At 38.0% G+C, this 26,550-nt stretch carries 30 protein-coding genes; 27 read left to right on the top strand and 3 right to left on the bottom strand.

The features are described from left to right. The first annotated feature begins 8 nt into the window (after window positions 1-8). Together BLP77_RS03400 and spoVM are read left to right on the top strand one after the other, a co-directional pair. A complete protein-coding gene (locus tag BLP77_RS03400; protein WP_093855715.1) occupies window positions 9-653 on the top strand; it encodes a thiamine diphosphokinase in 645 nt (214 codons plus the stop codon). 42 nt (window positions 654-695) lie between these two features. After that, window positions 696-773, top strand: a complete 78-nt coding sequence (spoVM, locus tag BLP77_RS16220; protein ID WP_143001397.1) for a stage V sporulation protein SpoVM — start codon at window positions 696-698, stop codon at window positions 771-773. A 48-nt stretch (window positions 774-821) separates the two neighbouring features. On the opposite strand, the gene rpmB is transcribed toward spoVM, so the two are convergent. Beyond that, window positions 822-1,010, bottom strand: a complete 189-nt coding sequence (rpmB, locus tag BLP77_RS03390; protein ID WP_093855713.1) for a 50S ribosomal protein L28 — start codon at window positions 1,008-1,010, stop codon at window positions 822-824. A 208-nt stretch (window positions 1,011-1,218) separates the two neighbouring features. Here rpmB and BLP77_RS03385 point away from each other — a divergent pair, with 208 nt between their 5' ends. Continuing rightward, window positions 1,219-1,578: an Asp23/Gls24 family envelope stress response protein gene (locus BLP77_RS03385; protein ID WP_093855712.1), complete on the top strand. Its 360-nt coding sequence runs from the start codon at window positions 1,219-1,221 to the stop codon at window positions 1,576-1,578. Window positions 1,579-1,607: 29 nt separating this feature from the next. Next, window positions 1,608-3,284 carry a DAK2 domain-containing protein gene (locus BLP77_RS03380; protein WP_093855711.1) on the top strand — a complete coding sequence of 559 codons (1,677 nt, stop codon included), beginning with the start codon at window positions 1,608-1,610 and terminating at the stop codon, window positions 3,282-3,284. Between the two features lie 303 nt (window positions 3,285-3,587). Here BLP77_RS03380 and BLP77_RS03375 read toward each other — a convergent pair whose 3' ends face one another. Next, window positions 3,588-4,853 carry an NCS2 family permease gene (locus BLP77_RS03375; protein WP_093855710.1) on the bottom strand — a complete coding sequence of 422 codons (1,266 nt, stop codon included), beginning with the start codon at window positions 4,851-4,853 and terminating at the stop codon, window positions 3,588-3,590. A gap of 182 nt (window positions 4,854-5,035) precedes the next feature. Between BLP77_RS03375 and sdaAB the strand changes: the two genes are divergently transcribed. From sdaAB to rnc, 9 genes are all read left to right on the top strand, one after another. Then, window positions 5,036-5,698, top strand: coding sequence for an L-serine ammonia-lyase, iron-sulfur-dependent subunit beta (gene sdaAB, locus BLP77_RS03370; RefSeq protein ID WP_093855709.1), 663 nt, complete (start codon window positions 5,036-5,038; stop codon window positions 5,696-5,698). A gap of 18 nt (window positions 5,699-5,716) precedes the next feature. After that, entirely contained in the window at window positions 5,717-6,601 is an 885-nt protein-coding gene (sdaAA, locus tag BLP77_RS03365; protein ID WP_093855708.1) for an L-serine ammonia-lyase, iron-sulfur-dependent, subunit alpha, read from the top strand. A gap of 6 nt (window positions 6,602-6,607) precedes the next feature. Further along, on the top strand, window positions 6,608-8,644 hold the full coding sequence (gene recG / locus BLP77_RS03360; RefSeq protein ID WP_093855707.1) for an ATP-dependent DNA helicase RecG: 2,037 nt from the start codon (window positions 6,608-6,610) through the stop codon (window positions 8,642-8,644). A 73-nt stretch (window positions 8,645-8,717) separates the two neighbouring features. Next, window positions 8,718-9,278, top strand: a complete 561-nt coding sequence (gene fapR / locus BLP77_RS03355) for a transcription factor FapR (RefSeq protein ID WP_093855706.1) — start codon at window positions 8,718-8,720, stop codon at window positions 9,276-9,278. A gap of 18 nt (window positions 9,279-9,296) precedes the next feature. Beyond that, window positions 9,297-10,295, top strand: coding sequence for a phosphate acyltransferase PlsX (gene plsX, locus BLP77_RS03350; RefSeq protein WP_093855705.1), 999 nt, complete (start codon window positions 9,297-9,299; stop codon window positions 10,293-10,295). 2 nt (window positions 10,296-10,297) lie between these two features. Continuing rightward, window positions 10,298-11,239, top strand: coding sequence for an ACP S-malonyltransferase (gene fabD / locus BLP77_RS03345; RefSeq protein ID WP_093855704.1), 942 nt, complete (start codon window positions 10,298-10,300; stop codon window positions 11,237-11,239). 4 nt (window positions 11,240-11,243) lie between these two features. Continuing rightward, window positions 11,244-11,984 (top strand): 3-oxoacyl-[acyl-carrier-protein] reductase, encoded by a 741-nt coding sequence (gene fabG / locus BLP77_RS03340; RefSeq protein WP_093855703.1) that lies wholly within the window; start codon window positions 11,244-11,246, stop codon window positions 11,982-11,984. A gap of 83 nt (window positions 11,985-12,067) precedes the next feature. Further along, the gene (gene acpP, locus BLP77_RS03335) at window positions 12,068-12,304 is read left to right on the top strand and encodes an acyl carrier protein (protein ID WP_093855702.1); all 237 of its coding nucleotides are present in this window, start codon (window positions 12,068-12,070) and stop codon (window positions 12,302-12,304) included. Window positions 12,305-12,374: 70 nt separating this feature from the next. Beyond that, the gene (gene rnc / locus BLP77_RS03330; RefSeq protein WP_093855701.1) at window positions 12,375-13,049 is read left to right on the top strand and encodes a ribonuclease III; all 675 of its coding nucleotides are present in this window, start codon (window positions 12,375-12,377) and stop codon (window positions 13,047-13,049) included. 38 nt (window positions 13,050-13,087) lie between these two features. Here rnc and BLP77_RS03325 read toward each other — a convergent pair whose 3' ends face one another. After that, window positions 13,088-13,315, bottom strand: a complete 228-nt coding sequence (locus BLP77_RS03325) for a DUF1128 domain-containing protein (RefSeq protein WP_093855700.1) — start codon at window positions 13,313-13,315, stop codon at window positions 13,088-13,090. Between the two features lie 112 nt (window positions 13,316-13,427). On the opposite strand from BLP77_RS03325, the gene smc reads away from it, so the two are divergent. From smc to BLP77_RS03255, 14 genes are all read left to right on the top strand, one after another. Beyond that, complete coding sequence (smc, locus tag BLP77_RS03320) at window positions 13,428-16,997, top strand: chromosome segregation protein SMC (protein WP_093855699.1); 3,570 nt, start codon at window positions 13,428-13,430, stop codon at window positions 16,995-16,997. A gap of 25 nt (window positions 16,998-17,022) precedes the next feature. Then, window positions 17,023-18,018, top strand: coding sequence for a signal recognition particle-docking protein FtsY (ftsY, locus tag BLP77_RS03315; RefSeq protein ID WP_093855698.1), 996 nt, complete (start codon window positions 17,023-17,025; stop codon window positions 18,016-18,018). Window positions 18,019-18,034: 16 nt separating this feature from the next. Then, the gene (locus BLP77_RS03310) at window positions 18,035-18,361 is read left to right on the top strand and encodes a putative DNA-binding protein (protein WP_093855697.1); all 327 of its coding nucleotides are present in this window, start codon (window positions 18,035-18,037) and stop codon (window positions 18,359-18,361) included. A gap of 12 nt (window positions 18,362-18,373) precedes the next feature. Beyond that, window positions 18,374-19,717: a signal recognition particle protein gene (gene ffh, locus BLP77_RS03305; RefSeq protein ID WP_093855696.1), complete on the top strand. Its 1,344-nt coding sequence runs from the start codon at window positions 18,374-18,376 to the stop codon at window positions 19,715-19,717. A gap of 235 nt (window positions 19,718-19,952) precedes the next feature. After that, entirely contained in the window at window positions 19,953-20,222 is a 270-nt protein-coding gene (rpsP, locus tag BLP77_RS03300) for a 30S ribosomal protein S16 (protein WP_093855695.1), read from the top strand. 17 nt (window positions 20,223-20,239) lie between these two features. Next, on the top strand, window positions 20,240-20,467 hold the full coding sequence (locus BLP77_RS03295) for a KH domain-containing protein (protein WP_093855694.1): 228 nt from the start codon (window positions 20,240-20,242) through the stop codon (window positions 20,465-20,467). Between the two features lie 72 nt (window positions 20,468-20,539). After that, a complete protein-coding gene (locus tag BLP77_RS03290; RefSeq protein ID WP_093855693.1) occupies window positions 20,540-20,926 on the top strand; it encodes a YlqD family protein in 387 nt (128 codons plus the stop codon). An 11-nt stretch (window positions 20,927-20,937) separates the two neighbouring features. Continuing rightward, entirely contained in the window at window positions 20,938-21,456 is a 519-nt protein-coding gene (gene rimM / locus BLP77_RS03285) for a ribosome maturation factor RimM (protein ID WP_093855692.1), read from the top strand. Further along, window positions 21,456-22,208, top strand: a complete 753-nt coding sequence (trmD, locus tag BLP77_RS03280; protein ID WP_093855691.1) for a tRNA (guanosine(37)-N1)-methyltransferase TrmD — start codon at window positions 21,456-21,458, stop codon at window positions 22,206-22,208. Before rimM ends, trmD begins: the two co-directional genes overlap by 1 nt. A gap of 97 nt (window positions 22,209-22,305) precedes the next feature. Further along, the gene (rplS, locus tag BLP77_RS03275) at window positions 22,306-22,650 is read left to right on the top strand and encodes a 50S ribosomal protein L19 (RefSeq protein ID WP_093855690.1); all 345 of its coding nucleotides are present in this window, start codon (window positions 22,306-22,308) and stop codon (window positions 22,648-22,650) included. 82 nt (window positions 22,651-22,732) lie between these two features. Beyond that, a complete protein-coding gene (gene ylqF, locus BLP77_RS03270) occupies window positions 22,733-23,581 on the top strand; it encodes a ribosome biogenesis GTPase YlqF (protein WP_093855689.1) in 849 nt (282 codons plus the stop codon). A gap of 45 nt (window positions 23,582-23,626) precedes the next feature. Then, window positions 23,627-24,400, top strand: a complete 774-nt coding sequence (locus tag BLP77_RS03265; protein ID WP_218118846.1) for a ribonuclease HII — start codon at window positions 23,627-23,629, stop codon at window positions 24,398-24,400. Window positions 24,401-24,415: 15 nt separating this feature from the next. Then, window positions 24,416-26,269, top strand: a complete 1,854-nt coding sequence (locus BLP77_RS03260) for a hypothetical protein (protein WP_093855687.1) — start codon at window positions 24,416-24,418, stop codon at window positions 26,267-26,269. Beyond that, window positions 26,266-26,541, top strand: a complete 276-nt coding sequence (locus tag BLP77_RS03255; RefSeq protein WP_093855686.1) for an EscU/YscU/HrcU family type III secretion system export apparatus switch protein — start codon at window positions 26,266-26,268, stop codon at window positions 26,539-26,541. Before BLP77_RS03260 ends, BLP77_RS03255 begins: the two co-directional genes overlap by 4 nt. Window positions 26,542-26,550 lie beyond the last annotated feature (9 nt).

Here is a 26,550-nt window from a genome sequence, read left to right as displayed (position 1 = left end):
GAGATCGTATGGAAAAAATGATCGGAATTGTCGGAGCTGGACCTCAGGCTGAGATTCCTAATCTATCGCATTACCAACAAATTAATTTTTGGATTGGTGTCGATCGAGGAGTTGACGTCTTATTAAATTCGAATATTACACCTGATTTAGTGATTGGAGATTTTGATTCAATTTCAGAGGAGCGATTGAGTGAGATTAAACAAGATTCGCAAAAGGTGAAAGTTTATCCATCAGTAAAGGATGAAACAGATCTCGAATTGGCTTTTATAGAAACTATTCAATTGTCCCCGAAAAAAGTCTTTGTCTTTGGGGCTACTGGCGGGCGGCTTGATCACGAATGGATGAACATTCATCTATTAAAGCATTTTGCGGAAAAGAATATTGATGTATGGCTAGTGAACCATCAAAATGAATTGACGATGAAATACCCGGGTAAGTATGCATTACTAAAGGATGAATCGCTCCCCTATATATCTTTTTTACCTTTTTCTCAAACCGTGGAAGGGTTAACTCTAAATGGTTTCCGGTATACCTTAGAAGATCATACCATTACTAATGACTCGACTTTAACGGTTTCAAATGAATGGTCCGAAAAAAAAGGTACTTATTTATTTAAATCTGGCATATTATTAGTTATAAAGAGTCGTGATTAAAGTGAATCCAATGATCTTGAAAGGTTGTATAGGAGGGGCAAGATGAAATTTTATACGATTAAGGTACCGAGGTTTTTAAGTGGAATGATTCGCGGAATTATGGGTATTTTTAAAAAATAACAAAAAAGCTACCTGATGTGCCAGGTAGCTTTTTTGTGTATTTGAATATTAAACGCGTTTAACTTTACCTGATTTAAGTGCGCGAGCAGAAACGTAAACTTTTTTAGGTTTACCGTCTACCATGACGCGAACTTTTTGTACGTTAGATTTCCATTTACGTTTTGTTGCGTTTAATGCGTGTGAACGGTTATTACCAGTCGCTGTTTTACGTCCTGTTACATGACATTTACGTGCCACAATAATTCCCTCCTGCCTATCAAAAAAATATCTCTTTAATCATTACTTATCTAATTTACCACATGGCATAAATGTTTTCAATATGTAAAAAATCATGAAAGGCTAGCGCATCTTAAAGTTCAGCATTTTTAAAAAGGACGCTATGTCTTTTCATTTCAAATGGCTTATAGTAAAATAACCGTAGTCATGTGAACCGAGGAGGATGAAAATGTCGATTGATATACGAAATGAATATGGAACCGTTTCGATTTCCAAAGAGGTCATTTCTACAATTGCAGGTGGAGCGGCGATTGAATGTTATGGTATTGTAGGTATGGCTTCTAGAAAACAATTAAAAGATGGTTTATCAGAAATACTAGGAAAAGAGAATTTTTCTAGAGGTGTCGTTGTGCGCAGTGAAAACGACCAAGTTGATATTGATATGTATATCATTGTCGGATATGGTACAAAAGTATCTGAGGTTGCACATAATATACAAAATCAAGTCAAGTATTCGCTTAAAAAAATGATTGGTTTAGATGTAAACACGGTGAATATTTATATTCATGGAGTTCGTGTAACGTCTTAGTTGTTTTTTGGATGAAGGAGGAAAAGAGAGTGTCTAATCGAACGTTAAATGGTGAACAATTTGCGCAAATGATTTTATTAGGCGCACATCATTTGTCTAACCAAGCAGAAATGATTGATTCATTAAATGTATTTCCAGTTCCGGACGGTGATACGGGAACGAATATGAATTTAACCATGACGTCTGGTGCCCAAGAAGTCGAAAAAGCAAATCATGATCACATTGATGAGATAGCTAAAGCTTTGTCTAAAGGTTTACTGATGGGCGCTAGAGGTAACTCTGGCGTTATTTTATCGCAATTATTTCGTGGTTTTTCTAAAAGTGTACAAGATAAACAATCACTTGAGCTTAAAGATTTAGCTGATGCTTTACAGGATGGGGTTGATACAGCCTATAAAGCTGTTATGAAGCCTGTAGAAGGGACCATATTAACGGTGGCCAAAGATGCGGCTCAAGCCGGAAACAAAGCCGTTAATACTGCTGATTCTACCGTGGAATGGTTTGAAAAAGTTCTTGAGGAGGCCAAACAGTCTTTAAATCGTACACCTGACTTATTACCAGTTTTAAAAGAGGTAGGTGTTGTTGATAGTGGTGGACAAGGTTTAGTAACGGTTTATGAAGGGTTCATCGCTTCATTAAAAGGGGAAGAGTTACCCGAAAACAGTACACAACCATCCATTAATGAAATGGTGAATGCTGAACACCATAAAATGCATCAGGATTTCATGGATACGGATGAAATTGAATTTGGTTATTGTACAGAATTTATGGTTAAGTTTGAGGATGACAAATTAGCTCAAAATCCGTTTGATGAACAAGAATACCGTGAAGAACTAAGTCAACATGGGGATTCTTTATTGGTTGTTTCGGACGATGATGTGGTCAAAGTACACGTTCATGTTGAATACCCGGGCGAAGTCATGACAATTGGTCAGCGATATGGAAGCTTAACTAATATAAAAATTGAAAATATGCGTGAACAGCACTCCTCGATTGTTGATGAGGAAAAACGTGAGCGAAAACCAGTAAAACAAGAAGCTAAACGAGCGGATATGGCTGTTGTCACAGTTGCGATGGGTGAAGGAATCAAAACGATGTTCGAAAGCTTAAGAGCCGATGTAGTGATCGAAGGTGGACAGACGATGAATCCGAGCACACAGGATATCGTAGAAGCAATTAAGGAAGCAAACGCAGACCATGTATTAGTTTTACCAAATAATAAAAACATCATCATGGCTGCTGAACAAGCAGAGGAACTTGTCGACTGCGAGATAAAAGTCGTGCCAACGAAAACTGTTCCACAAGGCATGACAGCTATGCTATCGTATAATCCAGAAGCTGAGTTATCAGCGAACCATGAAGCGATGAGTGAAGCATTACAATTTGTGAAGACTGGACAGGTTACATATGCGGTAAGAGATACTCAAATCGAAGGTAAAACGATTGAAGAAGGCAATTTCATGGGTATTCTTGATGGAAGCATTGAATCCGTCGATAAAGATAAAATGACGACGATCTTTGGCCTTTTAAAAGAAATGATTGATGATGAAGAAGATGAAATCGTCACCATCCTTCAAGGTGAAGAAGGAACAAATGACGAAGTGGAACAATTGGAATCATATATTGAAGAGAATTTTGCTGACATTGAAGTTGAAGTGATTGAAGGTAAACAACCGATTTATTCGTTTATCTTCTCAGTGGAATAATAGGTAAAGGGAGCTGGAATGACCAGCTCTCTTTTATATATACACCGATAGAAAGTGAAAATACACCGATAGAACTTCAAAACACACTGATAGGATTGCAAAAACCACCGATAGAAGTATGAAACAAAGAAAAGTTCTCAATATCGAGATAAGAGTTCTCAATTTCTGGGGGAAAGTTCTTAATATTAAAAGAAAAGTTCTCATTAACGAGAAAAGAGTTCTTTATATCGGAAAAAAAGTTCTCAATATTTGAAAACCTATAGTTTAAAGCACCCCCTCATGCAGTCATGAGGGGGGGATGCTTTACATCAAAGCTTTTATAATAAATTCAATTAAAAATAAGCTTGAAATGAGTATTAATAGTGGTGAAAGCTTTTCTTTCTGTCGTGTCACAATTTTAATGATTGGATAGGCTATAAATCCGAATGCCATACCATCTGCAATACTGTACGTAAATGGAATCATAAACATGATTAAAAACGTTGGAAAAGCTTCGGTTAGATCATCTATTTGTATATGCTTAATATTTTGCATCATTAAGACGCCAACAATGATTAAAATCGGACTGATTGCGCTTGTTGGGATTAATGAAATATAAGGAATAAATAAAAAAGTTGTCAAAAATAAAATTCCTGTAACGATGCTTGCGATACCTGTACTTCCTTTAGAGGCAATTACCGCAGCGCTCTCTGCTGCTGGGATCGTTGGTGATGTTCCAAAGAATCCACTTAATAGCGCCGAAAGGGCACTACTTCGATTGGCAGATTTATAGGAATCGGATTTATTAATCATACTAAGCTGTCCGTGAATTAATCCCATGCTTTCAAATATCAACACGATCGATAGTGGTAAAACGGCAATCCAAAAAAAGATGGATCCGATATGACTGAAATCCGGCATCACCCATAAGCTCGACCATCCATCAAGACTTAACGAACTTCCTTTTTCTTGATCTAAGATGCCAAACATCGATGCTAGCCACGTTCCGATAATCATCGTGAGTAAAAAGTTTGCCGGTACATTTTTAACGAATAATACAATACCAATGATTAACGACAAAAGGCTCACCAGAACGGTTGGTGATGCAAAGTCACCTAATGTTATAATGGAATATTCGCCACTAACGATTAACCCACCATTTTCTAAACCGATTAAGACTAAAAACAATCCGAGCCCGATTGTGATTCCGTGTTTTAAAGAGTCGGGGACTGCTATTTTAAATTTTTCTCCAATTGGTGTGAAGGCCGTTAATAAAAAGATGATACTTGAAACAACGACAATACCTAGACCTTCTTCATAAGTGAAATTGTATTGTTGAACGATTGAAAAGGTAAATAAAACGTTGACTCCCATACCAGGAATAATCACGATGGGGACCTTTGCCCATAATCCAATCAATACACTTCCAACAAAACTGGCTAAAATTGTAGCGATCATAGCCTGTTCACGGTCAATACCTGCTTCTGCTAAAATTGAACTATTAACAGCTACAATATAAACCGTCGTTAAATAGCCGATAATACCTGCAAGAATTTCGCTTGACCAATCCTTTTTATTTAATTGTTTCATCTAAACTCCTTCTTTTGTTGTATAGCCCTCTCCCACCCAGGTAAGTTTTACCCAAAGGTCATTATACCGATAAATTGAACAAAGATTCAAATAAAGTTTGTTCATATCATGGAATACTTGTTGGAATTTATTCAATTTCTCGCTAAAATGGAAGTAGAATGATATTGAGGTGGTGTACGAACATGAAGTTTAGATCGGTTTTTGATATTATCGGTCCGGTTATGATTGGTCCATCTAGTTCACATACAGCAGGTGCTGCTCGAATAGGGAAAATGGCTAGACAGCTATTTGGACGTCAGCCAAAATGGGCCAAGATTCATTTGTATGGCTCCTTTGAAAAAACGTATCGTGGTCATGGAACAGATGTTGCGTTAATTGGGGGATTACTTGATTTCGATACATTTGATGAACGAATTAAAGACGCATTTAAACAGGCAGAAGAAGCTGGTATGGATGTGGAGTTTATTGAAGAGGAAGGTTCTGCCGATCATCCAAATACAGCAAGAATTAAAATGGGTGATGATCAGGGTGATTTCGAGCTTGTCGGTATTTCAATTGGTGGTGGAAAAGCGGAAATTACTGAGTTAAATGGCTTTGAATTAAGATTGTCTGGAAATTCTCCAGCTATATTAGTCATGCATAATGATCGTTATGGTGCCATCGCTTCCGTGACTAAAGTATTAGCTAGTCATGAAATTAATATTGGGCATATGGAAGTCGTCCGAAAAGAGCAAGGTAAAGATGCGATGATGGTGATTGAAACCGATCAGCGAATCCCAGAAGATATATTAGAAGAGCTTGGGACATGTGATCACATTTTACAAGTGGTAACCATCGCTGATTAAGAAGGGAGAGTATGAGACATGTTTAGAAACGTTAGTGAATTAATCAAACTAACGGAAGAACGCAACATCCCTATTTCTGAAGTTATGATTCAACAAGAGATGGATGAAAGTGATAAATCACGTGAAGATATTTTTGCTGAAATGGAACGAAATTTAGACGTTATGGAAAAAGCGGTAGAAGACGGACTTAAAGGCGTCGAGTCTCGCTCAGGTTTAACAGGTGGAGATGCCGTTTTAATACAAAATTATATGTCAGATCATAAACCGCTTTCAGGTGGCGTTATACTAGAAGTTGTTAGTAAAGCGGTATCAACAAATGAAGTGAATGCCGCTATGGGAACGATATGCGCAACGCCAACAGCAGGTAGTGCTGGATGTGTTCCGGGTGTCTTATTCGGTCTAAAGGATCGTTTAAATCCAACACGTGAGCAAATGATTCGATTTTTATTTACAGCAGGAGCATTCGGTCAGGTGGTTGCTAATAATGCATCGATTTCCGGTGCGGCTGGTGGTTGTCAAGCTGAAGTCGGTTCTGCAGCTGGTATGGCGAGCGCTGCGGCTGTCGAGATGGCCGGTGGAACGCCGGATCAGTCTGCTCAAGCTATGGCCATCACGCTTAAAAATATGCTCGGTTTAGTTTGTGATCCAGTGGCAGGACTGGTTGAGGTCCCGTGTGTCAAACGAAATGCGATGGGTTCATCTCAAGCGATTGTATCAGCTGATTTAGCGCTTGCCGGTGTTACGAGTCGCATTCCATGTGATGAAGTAATTGGTGCTATGTATCAGATTGGCGAACGAATGTCTTCCACATTAAAAGAAACTGCTGAAGGTGGTTTGGCTGCAACACCGACAGGTAAAGCTTTAGCAGCTAAGATCTTCGGTTCTGCAGTAGAGAAAGAGTGATTAATTTTGTTTAATGATCCAGTTGATTCAATACCAAGTGTTGGTGAAAAAACAAAAGAACAACTAGCTCTGTTAAACATTTCGAAAGTGGGGGATCTACTCTTCCACTTTCCTTTTCGTTATGACTTCTTTGAATTAAAACCGTTAAAAGAAATTAATCATGAGGAAGTCGCAACGATTCAAGGTGAGATTGTGTCTGAACCTTCTGTTAGCTATTTCGGTCGGAAAAAATCAAGACTGACGTGTACGGTTCAAGTCGGAGTTGTCGCCATTAAAGCGATTTTCTTTAATCAAGCCTTTTTAAAAGATAAATTAAAACGTGGCGAATCGGTAACCCTAACAGGAAAATGGGATATGCACCGATTACAGCTTACAGTTCAACAGCTTCATCCCAAATCTTTTCAAGAAGATCAGACGATTCAGCCTGTTTACCATACAAGAGCCAATTTATCGACCAAACAAATTAAGAAACTCGTATCGTATTCAATTAAATCATCATTAGAAGAAATAGTAGAAATGTTACCTGAGAAATATTTAACGGATTATAAATTACCAAATCGACAACAGGCGATTAAAAGTCTGCATCAGCCTTCTTCTAAAACAGTACTGAAACATGCCAGACGACGTTTTATATTTGAGGAGTTATTTATTTTTCAATTAAAAATGCAGTGGATTAAAGCGCATAATAAAAAGAAGTCAGAAGGTATATCAAAAACGTTTGACCAAGAAAAAATTAAGGCATTTATCAGTCGATTGTCCTTTGACTTAACCGACAGTCAAAAAAGAGTATTAGAAGAGATTCTAGATGATTTAAGAAGCCAGGCACACATGAATCGTTTACTTCAAGGGGACGTAGGTTCAGGTAAAACAGTTGTGGCAGCCATCGCCTTGTATGCAACGCATTTAGCCGGACAACAAGGTGCTTTAATGGTGCCGACTGAAATTTTAGCAGAACAGCATGAACAATCATTAAAGGAATTATTTGGCGAGTTATTAAACATCGAACTATTGACAGGGTCGATCAAAGGGAAAAAACGTGAGGAAAAATTAGAACGAATTGAAAAAGGTGAAGTCGATCTTGTCGTTGGAACTCACGCATTAATACAGGAAGATACCGTTTTTAACGATATAGGACTTGTCATTGTGGACGAGCAGCATCGTTTCGGTGTTGAACAACGTAAAACATTAAGAGATAAGGGAATACACCCTGACGTATTATTTATGACAGCTACGCCAATTCCAAGAACGTTATCGATTACATCCTTTGGGGATATGGATGTATCAATTATTGATGAAATGCCTAAAGGACGAAAAGCAATTGATACGTTTTGGGTGAAAGAAAATATGCTAGATCGCGTTCATCAATTTATTATAAGTGAAGTACAAAACGGACATCAGGCTTATGTCATCTGTCCATTAATCGAAGAGTCGGACAAGCTTGATATACAAAATGCGGTTGACGTCTATGAGCAATTACAAAGTGTGTTGCCTCAAGACATTCAGGTTGGTTTAATGCACGGACGATTATCCTCACAAGAAAAAGATGACGTCATGCGTGATTATGCCGATAATGAGATCCAAGTTCTCGTTTCCACAACAGTCGTTGAAGTTGGCGTGAATGTACCGAATGCAACGATTATGGTCATTTATGATGCTGAACGATTCGGGTTAGCCCAGCTTCACCAATTACGCGGCCGGGTTGGGCGAGGTCAAGATCAAAGCTATTGTATCTTACTAGCCGATCCAAAGGGCGATACTGGAAAAGAGCGGATGCGTGTCATGACCGAAACGAATGATGGATTTACACTTTCGGAACATGACCTACAAATAAGAGGGCCGGGTGATTTTTTCGGTAAAAAACAAAGCGGCTTGCCGGAGTTTAAAGTGGCCAATATCGTAGATGATTACCGTGCATTAGAAGTTGCGCGCCGTGATGCCGTTCAGGTTATGCGTGAAAACTTACTTGAAACAGATCCCGAATATGTTAAGTTACGAGAAATGATTGAGTCAGATCCAAAAATTCAAGAGCGAATTTTCGATTAAAAGCATTGCAAGATGCTTTCACGTATTATATATTACTATTAGGACCTAGTCATAATAGCGGATGGTGTTAACAATGAAATTAAAGAAAAAGCAAAGACAAGAAAAATTACAAGAAATGATAGAAGAGACACCATTTATAACCGATGAAGAATTATCAAATAAATTTGGTGTTAGTATTCAAACGATACGCTTGGATCGACTTGAACTGTCAATTCCAGAATTGCGCGAACGAATTAAACACGTTGCCCATAAAAATTGGAACGAAGAAGTTCGAGCTTTACCGATCGATGAGGTGATCGGGGAAGTTGTGAATTTAGAGTTAGATAATTTAGCCATTTCAATTTTAGATATAAAAGAAGAGCACGTTTTTTCAAGAAATCAAATTGCCCGAGGACATCATTTGTTCGCTCAAGCCAATTCATTAGCTGTTGCTGTCATTAATGATGAATTAGCGTTAACCGCTAATGTGAAGATTAAATTCACACGCCCCGTAAAGGTAGGCGAGCGAGTTGTAGCAAAAGCGTCTGTGGTTGGAGACGATCATAACCGCACGATTGTCGAAGTGAAAAGCTACGTCCATGACGAGGTTGTTTTTGAAGGCAAATTTTATATGTATCGTACAACGGAAAACTAAAAGGAGTCGTGGAGTCATATGAAAATAGCGATTGATGCAATGGGTGGAGATCATGCTCCAGAGGCTATTGTTAAAGGAGCAAGCTTAGCAGTTGATCATTATCATGATTTAGAATTGACGTTATTCGGAAATCGAGAACAGATCAATTCTTATTTAGATAAGCACCCGCGTATTCATATACACCATACGACAGAAAAGGTTGAGAATACAGATGAGCCTTCTCGTGTCGTTCGGAAAAAGAAAGACGCTTCAATGGTTTTAATGGCTGAAGCGGTCAAGAATGAAGAAGCGGATGCTTGTATTTCGGCAGGTAATACAGGTGCGTTAATGAGTACGGGGTTATTTAAGGTTGGACGTATTAAAGGGATTGACCGCCCGGCATTGAGTCCGACGCTCCCAACAACGGATGGAAAAGGCTTTTTATTACTCGATGTTGGAGCCAACGTGGAAACAAAACCTAATCATCTATTGCAATACGCTGTTATGGGTTCAATTTATGTTGAAAATGTCAGAAATATAAACAACCCGAGAGTAGGTTTATTAAACGTTGGAACTGAAGATCAAAAAGGGTCAGATACGGTTAAAGAGGCTTTTCAGTTATTACAACAAGCACCGATAAATTTTGTCGGCAATGTAGAGGCACGCGATTTATTAGAAGGTGTTGCTGATGTTGTCGTAACGGACGGCTTTTCAGGTAATATTGCTTTAAAATCAATTGAAGGTACGGCTTTAACTTTATTCTCCATTATCAAACAATCCTTTATGAAAAACATGAAAACTAAACTAGCCGCAGCCATGGTTAAGTCAGATCTTAAAGGTGTAAAAGATCAACTCGATTATTCAGAATACGGAGGTGCAGGCTTATTTGGACTCCGTGCACCGGTTATTAAAGCGCACGGTTCATCAAATGAAAGAGCCATTTTTAATGCGATTAAACAAACATATCATTTAGTAGAAGCTGATGTTGTTAGCTTGATTGAAAAAGAGGTTAAAGCGTTACAAGAACGGGAGGCGTAACAATGAAAAAATTAGCATTCCTATTCCCAGGTCAAGGCTCACAAAGTATCGGTATGGGTCAGGATTTTTATGACCAATATGAATCGGTTAAACAGTTATATCACCAAGCAGATGAAGTTTTAGGTTATAAATTAAGTGATTTAATGTTAAATGGACCTGACGATGAGTTAACTAAAACGGAGAACGCACAGCCTGCTTTATTATTAAACAGTGTAGCCGTATTTAATCTACTCCAAGAACATGGGATTAAACCGGATATGGTTGCGGGGCATAGTTTAGGTGAATACAGTGCCCTTTATGCAGCCCAGTCTCTATCGTTTGAAGATGCCATTTCATTAGTACATAAACGTGGTAAAACTATGGAGAAGGCGGTACCAACCGGACAAGGTACGATGGCAGCGGTGTTAGGTTCTGACGCTGAAACGATTGAAAGAGTGACTCAAGACATCTCTAAGAGTGGAGATACTGTGAATGTGGCTAATTACAATTGCCCAGGACAAATTGTTATTTCAGGAACTGTTAAAGGGGTTGAAAAGGCCTCAGAAGAGTTAAAGGAACAAGGGGCTAAGCGAGTTATTCCGCTTAATGTGAGTGGCCCATTTCATTCAGATTTAATGAAACAAGCTAGTAATGATTTTAAAAATGAATTATCAACGATTCGGATTCGTGATGCTCAAGTTCCAGTCTATGCTAATGTAACAGCACAAGCTGTAACTGATGCCAATCAAATTGAACAATTACTCATAGAACAGCTCTATTCTCCAGTACAGTTTACACAAACGATTCAAAATATGTTAAAAGCCAATGTTGATGCATTTGTTGAAGTTGGTAGTGGAAAAGTATTATCAGGATTAGTGAAAAAAGTACATCGTAGAGCCAAGGTATTCACACTTAATCAAGTTGACGCCATAGATAGTTTTATAAAATGGGTGAAGGAGGAATAATGGAATGTTAGAAGGAAAGGTTGCGCTGGTAACAGGTGCCTCTCGTGGTATTGGACGAGCTATTGCATTAGAATTAGCTCAAAACGGTGCTAATGTCGTTGTCAACTATGCAGGCAGTAAAAGTCGAGCAGATGCAGTTGTTAAAGAAATCGAGGAATTAGGGCAAAAGGCAATTGCTATTCAAGCTAATGTATCTGAAGTAGATAATGTTAAACAGCTTGTGAAAGAGACGACTGAACAATTTGGTTCAATTGATATTTTGGTCAACAATGCAGGTATTACAAGAGATAATTTGTTAATGCGTATGAAAGAAAGCGAATTTGATGATGTTATTAATACGAATTTAAAAGGAGTCTTTAACTGTATCAAAGCAGTGACAAGACCGATGATGAAGCAGCGAGGCGGTAAAATTATTAACTTGACATCAGTTGTAGGGGTATCCGGAAATCCGGGGCAAACGAATTATGTAGCCGCCAAAGCAGGTGTTATTGGCATGACAAAATCAGTTGCAAAAGAGCTTGCATCACGTCATATTAATGTCAATGCGGTAGCGCCAGGATTCATTTCGACTGATATGACGGATGAATTATCAGATGAGGCTAAACAAGGGATGTATGATTTAATTCCATTAAACCGATTAGGTGAAGTTGAGGACGTCGCTCGTGCCGTTAGATTTTTAGCTTCTAATGATTCAGACTATATTACCGGGCAAACCATTCATGTTGACGGTGGCATGGTGATGTGATTTTTTAAACACATGTGTTTCTGTCTCAAAAAAAAGAGGCATGATTCAATATAAACATACGTCTTTGAAGGGAGGTGAAAGGTATGGCACAAGAAACTTTTGACCGTATTAAAGAAATTATTGTTGAACGTTTAGATGTAGACGAAGCAAAAGTAACAGAAGAAGCTTCTTTCAAAGATGATTTAGAAGCGGATTCATTAGATGTTGTAGAATTAGTTATGGAATTAGAAGATGAGTTTGATATGGAAATCTCTGATGAGGATGCAGAAAAAATTCAAACAGTAGGGGATGCTGTTAATTACATAAACAGCAACCAGTAACTAATGAATAAAAAGGGGATGGCTTTATTAGGCCATCCTCATCTTTCTTAATTAATGAATAGGTGATGATATGGACTTTAAACAATTACAAAACGATATTAATATCCAATTTAAGCATGATGATTTATTGAAACAAGCATTTATGCATACATCGTATGTAAATGAGCATCGAAATCAAGGTCTAGACGATAATGAGCGATTAGAATTTTTGGGTGATGCTGTATTAGAGCTTGCCGTTTCCCAACATTTATACCGACAATATGTTGACATGAGTGAAGGGGAGTTAACGAAATTTCGAGCTAATATTGTGTGCGAGCCTTCCTTAGAACAATTTGCAAAAAGTATTGGTTTGAATGAATACCTTCTACTAGGTAAAGGTGAAGAAAAGTCTGGTGGTAGGGAACGACCATCACTATTAGCCGATGCCTATGAAGCTTTAATCGGGGCAATCTATTTAGACCAAGGCTTCGATACCGTTATAGAGTTTTTATCACAGTTTATGTTTCCGAACATAGAACCAGGTGCTTTTTCACATGCGATGGATTATAAGACAAAACTTCAAGAAATGGTGCAGCAGGATGGGCAACAGGTGCATTACGAGATCGTAGACGAGATTGGCCCAGCTCACGACCGACAATTTGTAGCGAAAGTGTATGTCAATGAGATTGAGAAAGGTGAAGGACAGGGACGGACTAAAAAAGAGGCTGAGCAGCATGCCGCTCAAAAGGCATTAAAGGAGTATTAAAAGAACCCCTTTGTTTAGAAGAGCAAAGGGGTTCAACCTTAATCTTGAATTCGGTATTTTTTCAATTCATCTATAATGGCATGGATTTCAGGAACACTAATTTGATCTTTACCTTGAACCATATCGTATAATTGCTTAATGTTATGATAGTTATCCAAATGGAATTTCTCAGGGTCCAGGATCGTTGGGTTAAGGACTTGTAGTTGCTTCGACATTTCATCGATGATATATTTCAAGTTTTCTTCTGTCGCTTCGTTTAAATTCATCAAAACACTCCTATGTTTATTATTGTAACCTTCTTCAGTCACTGTTTTTATGATAAAATAAAAAAGTTCAAATGTTAAGTTCTGAACGGAAGAAATAAGTAGGTGTTTACATATGTTATTGAAAAAACTAGAATCTGTCGGCTTTAAATCATTCGCCGAACGAATAACTGTAGATTTTGTTTCCGGTGTAACCGCCGTTGTTGGACCAAATGGAAGTGGAAAATCCAATATTACGGATGCGATTCGCTGGGTACTCGGTGAACAATCTGCAAAATCATTACGTGGTGCCAAGATGGAGGATATTATCTTTGCCGGTAGTGAGACGAGGCGTGCATTAAATGTCGCAGAAGTCACATTAACTTTGGATAATAAAGATCAACGCTTGCCAATAGATTATGAAGAGGTCGCGGTCACTAGACGTGTTTATCGTTCTGGTGAAAGTGAATATCTAATTAATAAACAACCATGCCGTTTAAAGGATATTATTGACTTATTCATGGATTCGGGGCTAGGTAAAGAAGCTTTTTCGATTATCAGCCAAGGTAAGGTTGAGGAAATTTTAAGCTCTAAATCAGAAGAACGACGCTCTATTTTTGAAGAAGCGGCAGGTGTATTAAAATATAAACAGCGTAAATCGAAGGCCGTAAAAAAATTAGCGGAAACGGATGATAACTTAAGTAGAGTTGAAGATATTATCCATGAAATCGAAGGGCAGTTAGAGCCGTTAAAGGAACAGGCCGCTGTTGCTAAAGAGTATTTAGAAAAGAAAGAGGAACTTGAACAACAAGAAGTTTCTTTAATTGTGACCGAAATTGAACATATACATACAGATTGGGAAAGTCTTTTAGAGCAAATTGATCAATTAAAAGAGCAATTAATGCAAGAAAAGACTGCGATACAAAAAGACGAATCTAATGTTGAAGAAATCGGACAACAAGTTCAAGCATTAGATACGAAAGTTAATCAACTACAAGAAGAAAAATTAAATCTAACCCAACAGATCGAACAGTTAGATGGGCAAAAAAATGTTTTAGTCGAGCGGTTAAAGCATTTTGATGAAAGTAGAGATAAATTAACAAACGATATAAAAGAAAGTCAAAATCATATTGATCAATATGAATGGGATTATGAAGATCACGACAAACGCTTACAGCTATTAGAAGAATCGCGTCATGAAACGAAAGAATCGATTAATCAAATCAAGCAAGAAATTGAAAACTCAGGCGTTGATATCGAAGAAAAAATAGAGTCACTTAAAGCGGAATATATTGATCTGTTAAACGACCAAGCCGCCAATCGTAATGAGAAATCATCAATCGAAAAACAAATCGAACAAACGCAGCTAAGGAAACAGCGCCTAGACGAACGTTTTGAACAATTAATAGAAGAACGACAATCGTTAGAAAAAGACCAAGAATTACAAGCAAAAGAAAAAGTTCAATTAGATGATCATATCCAATCTATTGACGAGGATATTTATAAGCTACAATCAGAATATGAGCAATTATTTAGTAAAATTCGAGAAGATGAAGAAAAGCTACAGAAAGGCTATCGTATCATCGAGCAGCTCCGTTCTAAAAAGGAAATGCTTGAGGATATGAAAGACTCATACAGTGGTTTTTTCTATGGTGTTAAATCATTACTCCAGGCGAAAGAAAGAGGTAAAGTTAGCGGTATTCACGGGGCAGTAGCTCAATTAGTGAATATACCGAATGACTATGTAACCGCGATGGAAACCGCATTAGGCGGACAGGCTCAGCACATTGTCGTAAGCACTGACCAGGATGCAAGACAATCGATTAAGTGGCTTAAACAGACAAATAATGGACGAGCGACATTTTTACCTTTAACAACGATCAAATCACGTTCAATTGACTCGAATACTAACCAACAGATTAAAGACCACTCAGGGTTTATTGGTGTGGCATCTGATTTAGTTCAATACGATAACCAATATCACGCCATTGTTCAAAACTTATTAGGAAACGTGATTATTTCTAGAACGTTAAAAGATGCTAATGAATTGGCGAAACTCTCACGTCATCGTTTCCGTATTGTCACCTTGGAAGGGGACATCGTTAATCCAGGTGGATCGATGAGTGGTGGTGCTAAAAAGCGCTCTAATCAAACCTCACTCTTTACACGAGAGCAAGAGCTTAAAGAAATCAAGACTAAGCTAACTGATTATGAAAAGAAGAGCCAACAGTTTGAACAACAATTAAATGACAAGAAACAAAAAAGTAATGATTTACAGCAAACGATTCGATCTAAACAACAGGACAAAGACGATTTTAATGAAAAATATCAAATGGTAAAAGAAGGCTATCAATCTTTACAGGCTCGTTTTTCAAATATCAATGATCAATTAGCTGTCTATGATCAGGAAAATAGCCAATACAATGAAGAAATCAATCAATTAAAACAAGAGCTTGAGACGATTACTCGAAAATTAGAGGGTCAGGATGAACAAGCTGACAAACATAAACATGAAATTGATCATCTAACCTCTAATCAGTCTAATTTTAAAGAAACCGTTGAAAAGCATAAAGAACGTTTAAACCATATGCAAATTCGTTTAGCTGAGCAAGAGAGTGACGTTCGAAATCAAAAGGAACGTCTAGAGCAAGTTCAAGGAGATTTAAATGAAGCTCGTGGCGTTAAAACGCAGTTAGAAGAAGAACTTCAAAAGCTCGAAGAATCACATCAAAATTCAAAAACAATTGATGAGCTTTCTCAAGAGATTACAGATACTCGAACGACTTTAACGCACATCAATGATCAATTAGAGCAAAACAAAGAAAAGCGGAATAACCTTGCTCAATCACGCGAGGACTTAGAACGGGAATTAAAAGAAAGAAATAGATTGTATGAACAACAAAGTAATCACCTTCAACAACTAGAAGTAAAAGCAAACCGACTAGACGTCGATCTTGAAAATAGATTGAATCGTCTAAGTGAAGAATATATGTTAACCTTTGAAAAGGCGAAAGCCGATTACGGTTTAACCGAAGAAATTGATGAAGCGCGTGAAAATGTTAAATTAATTAAACGCTCTATTGATGAACTCGGTACGGTTAACCTAGGTTCGATTGAAGAGTATGAACGAATTCAAGAGCGTCATCAGTTTTTAAGTGAACAACAAGAGGACTTACTCGAGGCTAAGGCGACACTCCATTCGATTATTCAAGAAATGGACGATGAAATGATTCGCAAATTCAGCGAAACCTTTGAACAGATTCAAAAGCAGTTTTCTATAGTATTTAAGGAATTATTCGGTGGAGGACGAGCTGAATTGAAATTAACGAATCCCGACGATTTACTTGAAACAGGTGTCGATATTATCGCGCAGCCACCAGGGAAAAAACTCCAAAATTTAAGCCTATTATCTGGTGGTGAACGTGCCCTGACTGCCATAGCACTACTATTTGCGATTTTAAGGGTAAGACCTGTACCATTTTGTGTCTTAGATGAGGTAGAGGCGGCTCTTGATGAAGCCAATGTCATTCGCTTCGGAAAATATCTTAAGGAATTTTCAGAGCATACCCAATTCATCGTGATTACTCACCGCAAAGGGACCATGGAAAATGCTGATGTCCTATACGGTATTACGATGCAAGAGTCTGGTGTCTCTAAGCTCGTTTCCGTTAAATTGGAAGAGACAGAAGAAATGGTGTTTAACTAGATGATTGAAAGGAAGAGTCAGTTTTATGGGTTTTTTTCAAAAGTTAAAAGATAAAATTAGTAACCAAACCGATCAAGTAACCGATAAATTTAAAGATGGTATGTCCAAAACACGTGATTCATTTACTTCAAAAGTGAATGATTTAGTTGCACGTTATCGTAAAGTTGATGAAGAATTTTTTGAAGACTTAGAGGAAGTTTTAATTTCAGCTGATGTAGGTGTCGAAACAGTTATGACACTTATTGAAGAATTGGAAATGGAAGTGAAAAGACGTAATATTCAAGAGCCTGAAGCGGTTAAAGAAGTGATTTCCGAGAAGCTTGTTGATATCTATTATGATGACGATGATGAATCGATAGAGACCCTTAATTTAAATGAGGATGGTTTATCTGTTATTTTAACCGTCGGGGTAAACGGAGTTGGAAAAACAACTACGATTGGAAAGCTTGCCCATCGTTTAAAGCAAGAAGGAAAATCGGTCTTACTAGCTGCTGGCGATACATTTCGCGCAGGTGCGATTGATCAATTGGACGTTTGGGGCGAGCGAACAGGTATTGACGTGATAAAACACAATGAAGGCAGTGACCCAGCCGCTGTCATTTATGATGGGATTCAGGCTGCTAAATCACGTGATGTCGATGTCTTAATTTGTGATACAGCTGGACGTTTACAAAACAAGGTTAATTTAATGAATGAATTGGCAAAGGTTAAAAAGGTCATCTCACGCGAAATTGATGGTGCTCCGCATGAAACATTACTTGTATTAGATGCGACAACAGGTCAAAATGCGTTAAGCCAGGCGAAAACGTTTAAGGATGCGACAGATGTCTCGGGTATTGTGTTAACGAAACTGGATGGGACAGCACGAGGCGGTATCGTACTAGCGATTCGCCATGAATTAGATATCCCAGTTAAATTTGTCGGATTAGGTGAGCAAGTGGAAGATTTGCAACCTTTTGACGCGCATCAATTCGTATATGGCTTATTTGGTGATTTAATCAAAAATGATTCACATGAATAATTGAGGAGGGCTGCTTGTGTTAGAAAAAACCACACGTATTAATTATCTGTTCGATTTCTATCAAGAGCTACTCACTCCGAAACAAAAAAATTATATGGAATTATATTATCTGGAAGATTATTCCCTTGGCGAGATTTCGGAAACTTATGATGTAAGTCGACAAGCAGTTTATGATAATATTAAACGTACAGAGGCTATGTTAGAAGAATATGAAGACAAATTAAGATTATATAGACGCTATCAAAAGCAAAGCAACGTGATCCAGGAGATGAAGGACGCCATAGCTCAAAAAGATTTCAATCAAGTTAAACATTTGATAGATCAACTGGAAAACCTAGATTAGGAGGCCGGTCATATGGCATTTGAAGGATTAGCCGACCGATTACAAGGTACGATCAAGAAAATAACCGGTAAGGGTAAAGTATCCGAACAAGATGTTAAAGAGATGACGCGTGAAGTGCGCTTAGCTTTACTCGAAGCCGATGTTAACTTTAAAGTCGTAAAAGATTTAATTAAGAGAATCAAAGAAAGAGCCATTGGCCAGGATGTTTTAGAAGGATTAAACCCTGGACAACAAGTCATTAAAGTGGTTAAAGAAGAGTTAACCGATTTAATGGGTGGCGAACAAAGTAAAATTGCTGTTGCGAACAAGCCACCAACGGTTATTATGATGGTCGGTTTACAGGGGGCAGGTAAGACGACGACAACTGGTAAACTGGCTAACAATTTAAGAAAAAATTATAATCGAAATCCAATGCTAGTAGCTGCAGACGTCTATCGTCCAGCTGCGATTAATCAATTAGAAACGCTTGGTAAACAGCTAGATATGCCTGTTTTTTCACAGGGAACGGATGCTAATCCTGTTGATATTGCTAAACAGGCGATTGAACAAGCTAAAGAAGACCATCGTGATTACGTTATTATCGATACGGCTGGGCGTTTGCATGTAGATGAGGGGTTAATGGATGAACTACAACAAATAAAAGATACCGTTAACCCAGATGAGATTTTCTTAGTTGTCGATGCGATGACAGGTCAAGACGCAGTTAACGTAGCTGAAAGCTTCGATGATCAGCTTGATATTTCTGGTGTTGTTTTAACCAAGCTTGATGGTGATACTCGTGGGGGTGCAGCCCTCTCGATAAAAGCTGTTACAGGTAAGCCGATTAAATTTGCGGGTATGGGAGAAAAACTCGATCAGTTAGAAGCGTTCCACCCTGATCGTATGGCATCACGTATTCTCGGTATGGGAGATGTTCTTAGCTTAATTGAAAAAGCAGAGACACAGGTTGATGAGAAGAAAGCTAAAGAGATGGAACAAAAAATGCGTGATATGTCCTTTACCTTTGAAGACTTCTTAGAGCAAATGAGTCAGGTTCGTAATATGGGACCACTAGATGAGATTATGAACATGATGCCAGGTGCGAACAAGATGAAAGGCATGAAAAACATGCAGCTCGACGAAAAACAAATTGACCATGTCGAGGCGATTATTCAATCGATGACTAAGGAAGAAAGAGTCGATCCTAATATCATGAACGCAAGTCGTAAAAAACGGATTGCGAAAGGATCCGGTACCTCAGTCGCTCAAGTAAACCGTTTACTAAAACAATTCAATGAAATGAAGAAAATGATGAAGCAAATGATGGGCGGCAAAAAAGGCAAGAAAAAAGGCGGATTAAATTTACCGTTCATGTAATGGAATACTCTTGATCTGAAACAAGGCATTAAAAACTTCTAAAATAATGATAAAGTGCTTTTCCGTGATAGGAGAAGCGCTTTGATGATAGCTATTAGAAAATAAGAGCACGGAGCGTCATACATTATGGAATATTAAAAAAATCTATTCATGTAATGGAAAAATACTTTACACACCTTTTGAACTCTGTTAGAATTTTATCTTGTGAGAAGGAATTTTGATGGAGGTGTAAAACATGGCAGTAAAAATTCGTATGAAAAGAATGGGTTCTAAAAGAAAACCATTTTACCGTTTAGTTGTTGCTGATTCACGTTCTCCTCGTAATGGACGTATTATTGAACAAATTGGCACATATAATCCATTAAGTGAAACGCCAGAAGTTTCAATTGATGAAGATAAAGCATTAGACTGGTTAACAAAAGGTGCTAAGCCTAGCGATACAGTTCGCAACCTATTCTCAAAAGAAGGCATCATGAAGAAATTTCACGATTCAAAAGCTAAATAGTAAAGGTTAGTGATATCATGAAAGCCTTAATAGAAACAATTGTACAACCACTCGTTGATTATCCTGAAGAGGTTAACGTCTCGGTTGAAGAAACCGATGAAAAAATTCGTTATCATCTGACGGTCAATGAGAATGATGTTGGCAAAGTAATCGGTAAGAACGGTCGAATTGCTAAAGCGATTCGTACGGTCGTTCATGCCGCAGGATCTGATATTAATAAGAAAATATTTGTTGATATTATGTAGAATGGGAGAGGGGTAACCTTTCCCATTTTTAACATTTAAAATCTTTTATGACGGACTTTTAAGGTGAGAGAAATGAAGATAGTTCGGAAGACTACCGTTAAACAAATCGTAACCGATCAAAGTCGAGATAACCTGAAGTCGAAATTTCAGCAAAAAATTGGACAGACTAAAAAGGAGCTCGAACAACTTCAATTTGAAAAAAAGAAGATGATCTATCAAAAGCGATTCAATCAATCGAAGGTAGAAGAGCGATTTGCGATTGAAGAAAATAAACGAAAACAACAGGTTGATTGGTACGAATATCAACTGCAGCAATTAGATGACATTCCAAATGGTAGTGAAATCATTGAAGGGGAAGTTGATGAAATCGTTGAAGTCGACATCGGGGATGATTGGCAAACGATTTCGGGCGAGCGCTCGATTACGATAAAAGATGGAAAAATTATAGATATAAATTAGGGTGAAATAGGATGCAACGTTTTTTTAATGTCGGTAAAATTGTCAATACTCATGGTGTAAAAGGTGAAGTCAGAGTCATTCCGATTACTGATTTTGATGAACGGTTTGCACCTGGTAATTTGTTATACTTTTTTGCGGATGATCAGGCGATAGACCCTCAGGAGTTGATCGTGAAATCTCACCGAAAACATAAACAATTTGACCTATTAACATTTGAATCATTTGAGACCATCGATGATGTTGAACATTTTAAAGGTGGGGTATTAAAAATCCCTGAATCGGAACTACATGAGCTTAACGAAGGGGAATTTTACTACTATGAAATTATCGGTTGTGAGGTTTATAAAGACGATGGAGACTTCGTTGGAACGATTAAAGAAATTTTACAGCCAGGGGCTAACGACGTTTGGGTTGTAGAACGTAAAGGCTTAAGTGATGCTTTAATTCCGTATATCGATTCCGTTGTTAAAAAGGTGGATGTTGAGAATAAACAGGTCATAATCGAAGAGATGGAAGGGTTGCTAGATTGATGAAGGTCGATATTTTGACGTTATTTCCTGATATGTTTACAGGTGTTTTTGAATCATCTATTTTAAAACGAGCTCAAGAAGTAGGCGCTTTCAAATATAACCTCGTGGACTTTCGCGATTATACAATCGATAAACATCGTAAAGTGGATGATTATCCGTATGGCGGTGGTGCCGGTATGGTTTTAAAACCACAGCCGATTTTTGATGCTGTTGATGACTTAGTACAACAAGATGAATCAAAACCTCGTATTATTTTAATGTGTCCTCAAGGTGAAACGTTTAATCAGCGAAAAGCTGAAGAATTGGCTCAGGAGGATCATCTCATTTTGATTTGCGGCCATTACGAAGGCTATGATGAACGAATCAGAGAACATCTCGTTACCGATGAGATCTCAATTGGGGATTATGTTTTAACGGGTGGCGAACTCGGTGCTATGGTTGTGACCGATAGTATTGTACGCTTGCAGTCCGATGTATTAGGCAATCAAGATTCAGCAGCCCATGACTCATTCTCCAATCAATTGCTCGAACACCCGCATTATACGCGACCCCATAATTTTCGTGATATGACGGTTCCCGAGGTATTAACATCGGGAAATCATCAAAAGATTGAAGATTGGCGGACCTATCAATCTTTAAAACGGACTTATATCAGACGACCAGATTTATTGGAACAAATAACGTTAAGTGATGAACAACAACAAATGCTTGAAGACATAAAAGTTAATCATGATGTTGCAACAGAGGGTTGATTATGGTATATTAATTGAGTGCTTATATGTAGGTTAAGCTGAAAACGATGTTCCGCTGTGCGTGATACAAGAGCATTAGTTGGAAGGAGTGAATAAGATGCAAGAACTTCTAAAGCAGGTTACAGAAGATCAATTACGTACTGATTTACCTGAATTTAGCGCAGGTGATACGGTAAAAGTTCACGTTAAAGTTGTTGAAGGTAACCGTGAGCGTATTCAGGTATTCGAAGGTGTTGTCATCAAACGTCGTGGTGGCGGCATTAGCGAAACTTTCACTGTACGTAAGGTATCATATGGTGTAGGTATTGAACGTACATTCCCTGTACATTCTCCACGAGTTGATAAGATTGAAGTATCTCGTCGTGGTAAAGTACGCCGTGCTAAACTTTACTACTTACGTCATTTACGTGGTAAAGCTGCGAGAATTAAAGAAATTCGTTAATGAAAAAATAAGAGGGGAGCTTGGCCGTGGGTCAGGCTCCTTTTTATATAGTCTATACATAATAAAAAAGTAGGTGGAAAACATGACGATTCAATGGTTTCCAGGGCATATGGCAAAGGCAAAACGTGAGGTGCAAGAGAAACTTAAGCTAGTTGATTTCGTAATTGAACTTGTTGATGCGAGGGCACCTCAATCCTCACAAAATCCGATGCTTCACGAGGTCTTAGGACAAAAGAACAAATTGATTGTCTTAATGAAAAAAGATCTAGCTGATCAATCATTAACTGTTCAATGGTTAGATTATTTTAGACAACAAGGACATGCTGCATTAGCGGTCGATGTCAGTCAAAAACATGATATTCAATCGATTGTGAAGCAAGCCAAGCAAATGGGTCAATCGATTAATGAAAAACGAAAGGAAAAAGGCATCAAACCTCGTTCTTTAAGAGCGATGATTTTAGGCATCCCGAACGTCGGAAAATCAACGCTTATTAATCGCTTAGCGAACAAAAAGCGAGCACAAACAGGTGATAAGCCTGGTGTTACGAAGCAACAGCAATGGATAAAAATTCAGGGGCAATTTGAATTACTCGATACACCTGGTATATTATGGCCTAAATTTGAAGATGAAGAAGTTGGCTATAAGCTAGCAGCTATTGGTTCGATTAAAGATCAAATACTTCCTTTAGATGATATAGCCGTCTATATATTACGCTTCTTAAAAGAGCATTATCCGGCTATTTTAGTTGATAGATATGGTCTGCAATTGGATGATGAGGATATCGTGGTTTGGTTTGATACTATCGGAAAGAAAAGAGGGTGCTTAGAATCTGGTGGCGTCGTAGATTATGAAAAAACGTCCGATGTCATTATTCAGGATTTACGAAGCGGTAAATTAGGTGGCATTACATTTGATCAGCCAAAAAATTGAATATAAAAATTTGAAAAAATACCGATAAACAAAATAGGTGGGAATATCGTGAGTAAACAAGAAACGATTACGGTTATAAAGAAGAAGCTTGAACAAAAAGAATTCTCCAATAAATGGTTAGAACAGCTTAAAACGGATGAACGAAAAGGCGTACAAAAGCTTTTAAAACAATATAACCAAAAGCAAGAAAAAGCATTACAATTACATGAGCAATTTATTCATATGACGAAAATCGAAACAGAACTATACGAAACAGGAATCGATTTAATCGCGGGAGTCGATGAGGTTGGACGTGGCCCATTAGCTGGTCCCGTCGTTGCAGCAGCCGTTATTTTACCGAAGGACTTTTATTTACCAGGTTTAAATGATTCTAAGCAGCTCACTATAGAGCAACGTGACCATTTTTATGAGACGATCTATAAACAAGCCATGGCGATTGGGATTGGTCAAGCAGATGCAAAGGAAATCGATTACTATAATATTTATCAATCTAGCAAGCTCGCTATGAAACGGGCAGTTGATTCGCTAAAACAACAGCCAAACTATTTGTTAGTTGATGCGATGAAAATTGACAGTTTACTCATTGAGCAGCAATCAATTGTAAAAGGTGATGCCAAAAGTATTTCGATTGCTGCAGCAAGTGTGATTGCAAAAGTGACACGAGATCGATTAATGGCTGAGATTGGTGAGGTCTATCCGATGTATCAATTTGAGCGTAATGTGGGATATGGTACGAAAGCACATTTGAACGCTTTAAGAAAACATGGTCCTACGCCATATCATCGTCGTTCCTTTCAACCCGTTCGTCAATATACATAAGCAGGTGAATGTTGGATGAAACAAATCAGTCGCATGATTCCGACAACTAAACAAGATCAACGCCTCTCGAATGTATTAACCCTTCGAGATGGACAACTGCTTACTGGGAAAGTGAAAAAGTTTTTCCCAGGGAATAAAGCGTTGATACAATTATCGGGTCATCAATTGGTAGCCCAACTAGATGCCTCATTACAAGCGAATCAAAATTACTTAATGCAGGTTAAAGGAACATCCCCTTCCATTCAATTACAAGTGATGCAGCAACAGGCCGTTCATTCCTTTGATGATGCGGCTCTAATGCTGCTTAACTTGACAGGAGAAAAGTCTACTCAGGCGAATCAAACCCTATTAGCTGATATGCTTAAAGCGCAACTCCCATTACAACCGCAACGGGTACCATCGCTCATTCAGTTAGCCAAAAACAATCATGTACCTAATCGGCAACAAATTCTATCGGAAATGGTTCAACGTCAACTGCCGTTAAACCAAGACGTTTTTAATGCGATTCATCAACGCATTAATCAACCGATTTCTTTTACAAATACCATTGGACAAGTCCAATCGCAGTTGAACCAAGCCAGACCTACTATAGAATCAATTCAACTGAATAAACAGTTAGATTTATTATCTTCAAAGTCTGTTAGTAGCCAAAATCTATTAGATACATTGGTTGTCCAAGTTTTAAAAGAGGTCGGACGTGGTTCAAGCACAACCTTTCAGTTATTGCAAAAAGCTGGACTATTCCAGAATGTGACTTTTCAAGAATGGTCTAATACGTGGTCCAATTGGGCGTCACAACATAATATTCAGTTCTCAACATCATCTAGTCCAACTTCTTTACCACCTTTACCTTATAATATGACAGTTGATAATCTGACGAATGCTATGACACAGTTAGGAAAACAGCAAATTCCATTACAAGAAAGATCGCTTCAAAGCTTAAATGTTTTAATGCAACATTTAAATACGCTAGTTCATTCAGCTCCAAATCAACATCAACAAAGCTTATTAATTAATGGTATTCAATCAGATACTTGGTCACGAATTGGGGAAGGGCTACCGAATCAAATGAAGTCGGCCTTTCAACAATTACAATCATTGCTGACGAATCAAAGCTGGAATCAAGCCCAACAATTTTTGCAAACAACAGAAGGGCAGCAGTTACTCAACCAATTAAATTCAATTTTAAGCAGTCAACTAACGACGAGCGAGCAGCGAGGATTATCCTTTTGGCAAACCATGATCGGACAACATTCAACTAATCAGCAACATTTTAGTGTTGAGCAGATGAAACACTTTATTCAAATGACACAGGTTGATTCGGGTGTGAACCGAGACTATCCAACACTACAGTCTTTAATACATTCCGTACAAAGTCAGATGAATTCTCCTGGTCTAAATGAATCGTTACAACAACTGAATCAAATGATTCATGCCATGCATTTATCACAGGTCGATTCACCTAACAGAGATTGGATATCATTTACGGTTCAATTTCCTAAGGATTTATTAGGGCTAAACCAGGATTTATTTATGGAGTTTGAAGGCAAGAAACAAGAGGATGGGTCGGTACATCCGAAACAGTGTCGCGTGTTATTTTATTTAGAATTACCACATTTAAAGGAAACGATTATTGATATGCATGTTCAAAATGGGCATGTTGATTTGACGGTGTTTCATGCTTTTCCTGATCAGCTAAAAAAATTGGCGTCACCCTTCGTATCAACTTTAAGTGACAATTTAACGAATCAGGACTATACATCAGTACAGGTTCAGTTTAAACCCATTCATAACCAGGCTACTCAAACGCAGACGGAATCTAATCCAACAAGTTATGAATGGCGGCAGGGAGTTGACTTTCGCATATGAAAAGGTTTGAAAAACAACGCAAAGAAGTTATCGCATTAGGTTATAATAGTCAAGATGACGAGGCGCCAAAGGTTGTGGCTAAGGGGAAGGGCTTAATTGCTGAAGAAATTTTAGAAATAGCCGATCAAGCAGATGTACCTATTTATGAGGACGAGACACTTATGCAACTGATGGACGAGATTAATATAAATGAGAAGATACCCGAGGATCTTTACCAAGCTGTTGCAGAAGTTTTTGCATTTATTTATCAAACAGACAAAAAATATGAATAAATTCGACCT

This window comes from Tenuibacillus multivorans, from assembly GCF_900103915.1.
Lineage (GTDB): Bacteria > Bacillota > Bacilli > Bacillales > Alkalibacillaceae > Tenuibacillus > Tenuibacillus multivorans.
The sequence above is the reverse complement of the archived record's forward strand: the minus strand, read 5'-3'. Positions and strand labels throughout refer to the sequence as shown.

What these genes read in the sequence shown, in the direction of transcription:
- plsX (WP_093855705.1), top strand. Translation starts at nt 9,297, where the DNA reads ATGAAAATAGCGATTGATGCAATGGGTGGAGATCATGCTCCAGAGGCT.
- BLP77_RS03260 (WP_093855687.1), top strand. Translation starts at nt 24,416, where the DNA reads ATGAAACAAATCAGTCGCATGATTCCGACAACTAAACAAGATCAACGC.
- BLP77_RS03400 (WP_093855715.1), top strand. Translation starts at nt 9, where the DNA reads ATGGAAAAAATGATCGGAATTGTCGGAGCTGGACCTCAGGCTGAGATT.
- fabG (WP_093855703.1), top strand. Translation starts at nt 11,244, where the DNA reads ATGTTAGAAGGAAAGGTTGCGCTGGTAACAGGTGCCTCTCGTGGTATT.
- BLP77_RS03295 (WP_093855694.1), top strand. Translation starts at nt 20,240, where the DNA reads ATGAAAGCCTTAATAGAAACAATTGTACAACCACTCGTTGATTATCCT.
- BLP77_RS03375 (WP_093855710.1), bottom strand. Translation starts at nt 4,853, where the DNA reads ATGAAACAATTAAATAAAAAGGATTGGTCAAGCGAAATTCTTGCAGGT.
- fapR (WP_093855706.1), top strand. Translation starts at nt 8,718, where the DNA reads ATGAAATTAAAGAAAAAGCAAAGACAAGAAAAATTACAAGAAATGATA.
- smc (WP_093855699.1), top strand. Translation starts at nt 13,428, where the DNA reads ATGTTATTGAAAAAACTAGAATCTGTCGGCTTTAAATCATTCGCCGAA.
- BLP77_RS03325 (WP_093855700.1), bottom strand. Translation starts at nt 13,315, where the DNA reads ATGAATTTAAACGAAGCGACAGAAGAAAACTTGAAATATATCATCGAT.
- sdaAB (WP_093855709.1), top strand. Translation starts at nt 5,036, where the DNA reads ATGAAGTTTAGATCGGTTTTTGATATTATCGGTCCGGTTATGATTGGT.
- ftsY (WP_093855698.1), top strand. Translation starts at nt 17,023, where the DNA reads ATGGGTTTTTTTCAAAAGTTAAAAGATAAAATTAGTAACCAAACCGAT.
- ylqF (WP_093855689.1), top strand. Translation starts at nt 22,733, where the DNA reads ATGACGATTCAATGGTTTCCAGGGCATATGGCAAAGGCAAAACGTGAG.
- BLP77_RS03385 (WP_093855712.1), top strand. Translation starts at nt 1,219, where the DNA reads ATGTCGATTGATATACGAAATGAATATGGAACCGTTTCGATTTCCAAA.
- acpP (WP_093855702.1), top strand. Translation starts at nt 12,068, where the DNA reads ATGGCACAAGAAACTTTTGACCGTATTAAAGAAATTATTGTTGAACGT.
- sdaAA (WP_093855708.1), top strand. Translation starts at nt 5,717, where the DNA reads ATGTTTAGAAACGTTAGTGAATTAATCAAACTAACGGAAGAACGCAAC.
- trmD (WP_093855691.1), top strand. Translation starts at nt 21,456, where the DNA reads ATGAAGGTCGATATTTTGACGTTATTTCCTGATATGTTTACAGGTGTT.
- rnc (WP_093855701.1), top strand. Translation starts at nt 12,375, where the DNA reads ATGGACTTTAAACAATTACAAAACGATATTAATATCCAATTTAAGCAT.
- rimM (WP_093855692.1), top strand. Translation starts at nt 20,938, where the DNA reads ATGCAACGTTTTTTTAATGTCGGTAAAATTGTCAATACTCATGGTGTA.
- ffh (WP_093855696.1), top strand. Translation starts at nt 18,374, where the DNA reads ATGGCATTTGAAGGATTAGCCGACCGATTACAAGGTACGATCAAGAAA.
- fabD (WP_093855704.1), top strand. Translation starts at nt 10,298, where the DNA reads ATGAAAAAATTAGCATTCCTATTCCCAGGTCAAGGCTCACAAAGTATC.
- BLP77_RS03255 (WP_093855686.1), top strand. Translation starts at nt 26,266, where the DNA reads ATGAAAAGGTTTGAAAAACAACGCAAAGAAGTTATCGCATTAGGTTAT.
- BLP77_RS03290 (WP_093855693.1), top strand. Translation starts at nt 20,540, where the DNA reads ATGAAGATAGTTCGGAAGACTACCGTTAAACAAATCGTAACCGATCAA.
- rplS (WP_093855690.1), top strand. Translation starts at nt 22,306, where the DNA reads ATGCAAGAACTTCTAAAGCAGGTTACAGAAGATCAATTACGTACTGAT.
- rpsP (WP_093855695.1), top strand. Translation starts at nt 19,953, where the DNA reads ATGGCAGTAAAAATTCGTATGAAAAGAATGGGTTCTAAAAGAAAACCA.
- spoVM (WP_143001397.1), top strand. Translation starts at nt 696, where the DNA reads ATGAAATTTTATACGATTAAGGTACCGAGGTTTTTAAGTGGAATGATT.